The organism is Streptomyces sp. SID5643 (genome assembly GCF_009872555.1).
In the GTDB taxonomy this organism is placed as follows: Bacteria; Actinomycetota; Actinomycetes; order Streptomycetales; family Streptomycetaceae; genus Streptomyces; species Streptomyces iakyrus.
Map to the genome: position 1 here is coordinate 1 of NZ_WWIC01000134.1, position 3,475 is coordinate 3,475.

Consider the following 3,475-nt stretch of genomic DNA (forward strand, 5'->3'; position numbering starts at 1 on the left):
GGTGCGGGGGTTCCGCCGGTGGTGGTGCGGGGGTTCGGCTTTGCGGCGTGGGTCACGGCGTCACGACCGGGGGTGAGACCATCACGGGGCCGATCCTCCTCAGGGGACGGCGGATCCCGCTCCCCCTGAGCGGACCGGTTTCTCAGTCGCGGACCCTCTCCAACAGCCCATACGTGAGCGGGACGGCGGTCCCACGCTCCGCGCCTCCCTGATGGTCCTCGGCCGTCGGGCCGCGGCGTCAGCGGCCCCAAGCCCGGTTGCGCGACCTGATCGAGTCCAAACCGATGATCACCCTGGCAGGAAGCGCTCCCGCAGGTCCTCGCCCTGCGGGACGGGGTCGAGAGGGCCCTCTCGTAGCCCCCGAACCTCCCGGCGGCGCTGGAACGCCATGCCTCCGCGGCCAGTCGGCGGCACATGGTCCCGCCGCAGCCCTTCACCCGGGTGCTGTCCTCCGTCTGATGTCGTCTGATGTATCGGACGTGGCAGCCACCACCCACCAGAGGGGCATGAACCTGCCAGGCCTCCAGGATCAAAGGATGCAGCCGCCCCTCACAGCCACCCAGAGGAGAGGCCATCCGGCCGGGTCAGATACCTAGAACTCGCCTCGCCGAAGCGCCGTCGCTTCCCAAGCTGAGAGCGCGAGTTCGATTCTCGTCACCCGCTCCGGACGAAGCCCCCAGGAGGATTGCCCGGCACGCACCATCGTGTCCCTGCCGATGAAGCCCTGGTAGGGCCTCGGGGCCTCAGGCTTCGATGACGCCCAGTTGCCGCAGCAGACCGAGGTCATCGGTGTTCCACCAGCTTTCCGCGATCCTGCCTCCCTGGCAGCGGAACGTCGCGTGACCAGTGGTTGAGAACTCCCGGCCGGTGGCTTCCATGCCCAGGAACTCACCCGTATGACGGCCCTTGAAGGAGAACTGCGCGCTCACCAGGTCTCCCTCCGCGATCAGGTTCTCGATCGTGACCATCGGTTCAAGTGCGGCGTGAAGCTTCCGGTTCGCCGCCTTGGACTCCTCCAGCCCGACGACGCCCGTCGGCAGGGTGGGATCGTGCTCCTGGTAGTCGGGTGTGCAGAGCGTGTCCTCAGCGTCGAAGTTCCTCTTGTTGGCCACTTCCTCGAAGAAGTTGCGAACCACGATCTTGTTCAACTGCTCGTCCCGCAGCACGTCGAGGTCCGTGAATGTGGGCTCCTGGTCGCAGGCCGCCACCATCTCCTGGAAGATCCGGTCCGTCTCCGGAAGCCGTGAGTTCTTCATCGCCTCCTCGTACGAGGGGAACTCCACGATCTCCACAACGTGCGTGGAGTCGGTGCGGTCCCGGCCGACGATCGAATGGGTGGCTGTCCGTTTGCCCCGCGTCGCTTCGACCCAGCTGTCCATCAGCCTGTTCAACTCATCGATCCTGCTGGTCCTGCAGTCGATGACCTGGACGAATGTCATGGCGCCTCCTGAAGAGTGAGAGCGCTGGCAATATCTTCAGAATATGCACGATCTGCCCGTTTCGTCATACACGGGATCGCTTCCCGTGTATGACGCCCTCATGGGACGCTCAGCCGGCCTACGGCATCCCTCGGCCGGGGTCGGCAAGGCGACGGGAGCACTCGGCTGTAGTGGCTCCCTGAAATGCTCGGATTTGAACCTCGTCGCCCTCTCATGGGGAGAACATCGGAGTCGGAGGGCCGGAGGTGTGTCATCCGGGCCGGAGAAGGGGGCCCACTACCGGCACGCGCCCTCAGCGCTTGCTGCGCAGCTCCCGGTCGATGTCCTCCTCGGTGATGGGTCGCCGGAAGTATGCCTGCCACGCGTCGAGGAGCAGGAACACGCCCCACCCGCCCAGGACCCAGCCCGGCCAGAAGTACCCTGCACCCGTCAGTGCCCACACCACGATCAGGAATGCGTTGATCACGACGTAGGCCACGAAGTCGGCGCGGAGTTTGCGCTTCTTCTCAAGCCGCTTGTGGGCCCATTCCCTCTCCGGCGTCGTCCGTGGCGAGTGCGAATCGTCCGTGCCCAGGGGACCCACCATGATCGCCACCTCCTCGGTTCGCAGCGGCTGCCCCGCCCCTTCCCATGATCCCCCGCACCGGCTGAGCACGCCTCTCAAGAGCGGCTCGGATGCCGCGAACCGGGCCGCTGCAGTAGCGGGTTCGGTCCATGAGCCGATCAAGTCAGTGGCCGGTCGAGGGCGCCCGTCGCGGTCTCGGCGTCCTTGGTGGCGTACTTGGCGATGCGTGGCCGCGACCGCCTCTTCGGTCAGCTCCTGGCGGTCGGTGAAGGCGGCGGATCGGATGACGGTCGTCGAGTTGGCGGCCGAAGGTGAAGGTGTGGGGCCGTCCATCGATGGCCGGACCGGGCATGCGGAGGGCACGGTGTCCTTGCGGGTGCAGCGCGCTCGCCTACCAGGACAGCGCTGACCCACGGCCTACACCGGCCATCGACGGTTCGCGCGGCCAGACACCAGTGCGCTCGCCCGCATGATGTCCTTTTGGGAATGCACCTCAGGCGATGTCGTGGATGTTGTGCTCGAGGAGGTCGGATGCGTGCCGGGCAACGGCACGATAGTCGGCATCGTCGTGGAGGACAGCGAGGCCATGGTGGGCGGCGGTGGCGGCAATGACGAGGTCCACCGCCGAGGCACTGCGATGCTCCCCGGCCTGGGCCATACGGTGCTGCACCGCGCTCATCCAACGCCCCGCGTTCTTCGGCACCGACACGTCGGGGTAGAGGTCGGTGAACATCTCCGCGATCTCGTCGTACTCACGGCCGTTCCGGGCGCTGTACAGGAACTCGGTTCGCTGCACGTAGCAGGATGCAATGGCCCCGGCGTCGATCGCGTCGTACCAGGCCGACTGCAGTTTTGGTTCGCGCAACAGCCGGACCAGGCCGGAGGTGTCGAGCAAGTAGATCACCGGCTGTGCTTCTCCGCCCGGTGCAGGCGCTCGGCGTCCTCGACGGCACCCCACTCACGCGCACGCTCGAAGTGACGGCTGATGCGCGCCGCACGCTCCTGCTTCTCGGCGTAGAAGTGCAGAGCCAGGTTGACCGCCTCCTTCTTGGTCCTGACCTTGGCCAGAGCCATGGCACGCTCCAGGGCGTCATCATCGATGTCGATCTGGGTGACAGACATACGAGCACCTCCTACGCGATGTTGGTGATGTACATAGAAGAGTATGTCACCAACATTGACGAGGCCACATCCGAACGCCAGATGTGCAATCGCAACGGAAACTCCAGATCATTCCGGTAGGCCATGCCCGCCGGTCGGCGCGAAGCGCCGCGCGCCGTATGGCTCGGCAGATGGTGGCACCCGTGCCCAGAGCGAGGCTGCCGAGAATCCTTCTGGCACGGATCTGGCACGCGGCGGCTGATCACAGCGGACAGCAAAAGGGACCAGGTCTCTGACGTTGTCCGTTCCTACGGGCACTGCGCCGGAAGGGAGCCCCCTTCTCCCCGACGAAGAGCAGCCCGTCCGGGCC

4 protein-coding genes and 1 pseudogene are annotated in these 3,475 nt (G+C 66.1%); all 5 read right to left on the bottom strand.

Annotation, left to right across the window (positions count from 1 at the left end):
• Positions 1-743: 743 nt before the first annotated feature.
• The 5 genes and pseudogenes from GTY56_RS16695 to GTY56_RS16715 all read right to left on the bottom strand — a co-directional run bounded on the left by GTY56_RS16695 (position 744) and on the right by GTY56_RS16715 (position 3,126).
• Complete coding sequence (locus tag GTY56_RS16695) at positions 744-1,439, bottom strand: ester cyclase (RefSeq protein WP_161366183.1); 696 nt, start codon at positions 1,437-1,439, stop codon at positions 744-746.
• 292 nt (positions 1,440-1,731) lie between these two features.
• Positions 1,732-2,025 (bottom strand): 2TM domain-containing protein, encoded by a 294-nt coding sequence (locus tag GTY56_RS16700; protein WP_051868522.1) that lies wholly within the window; start codon positions 2,023-2,025, stop codon positions 1,732-1,734.
• Positions 2,026-2,168: 143 nt separating this feature from the next.
• Positions 2,169-2,365 (bottom strand): annotated as a pseudogene (locus tag GTY56_RS40595) (replication initiator); the annotation flags it as partial.
• Between the two features lie 132 nt (positions 2,366-2,497).
• Positions 2,498-2,908 carry a PIN domain-containing protein gene (locus GTY56_RS16710; protein ID WP_161366184.1) on the bottom strand — a complete coding sequence of 137 codons (411 nt, stop codon included), beginning with the start codon at positions 2,906-2,908 and terminating at the stop codon, positions 2,498-2,500.
• Positions 2,905-3,126, bottom strand: a complete 222-nt coding sequence (locus GTY56_RS16715) for a type II toxin-antitoxin system VapB family antitoxin (RefSeq protein ID WP_161366185.1) — start codon at positions 3,124-3,126, stop codon at positions 2,905-2,907. The genes GTY56_RS16710 and GTY56_RS16715 overlap by 4 nt, the downstream gene beginning before the upstream one ends.
• Positions 3,127-3,475 lie beyond the last annotated feature (349 nt).

Excerpts from the sequence above, each read along its gene's own strand:
- GTY56_RS16695 (WP_161366183.1), bottom strand. The coding sequence starts at position 1,439 with ATGACATTCGTCCAGGTCATCGACTGCAGGACCAGCAGGATCGATGAG.
- GTY56_RS16700 (WP_051868522.1), bottom strand. The coding sequence starts at position 2,025 with ATGGTGGGTCCCCTGGGCACGGACGATTCGCACTCGCCACGGACGACG.
- GTY56_RS16715 (WP_161366185.1), bottom strand. The coding sequence starts at position 3,126 with ATGTCTGTCACCCAGATCGACATCGATGATGACGCCCTGGAGCGTGCC.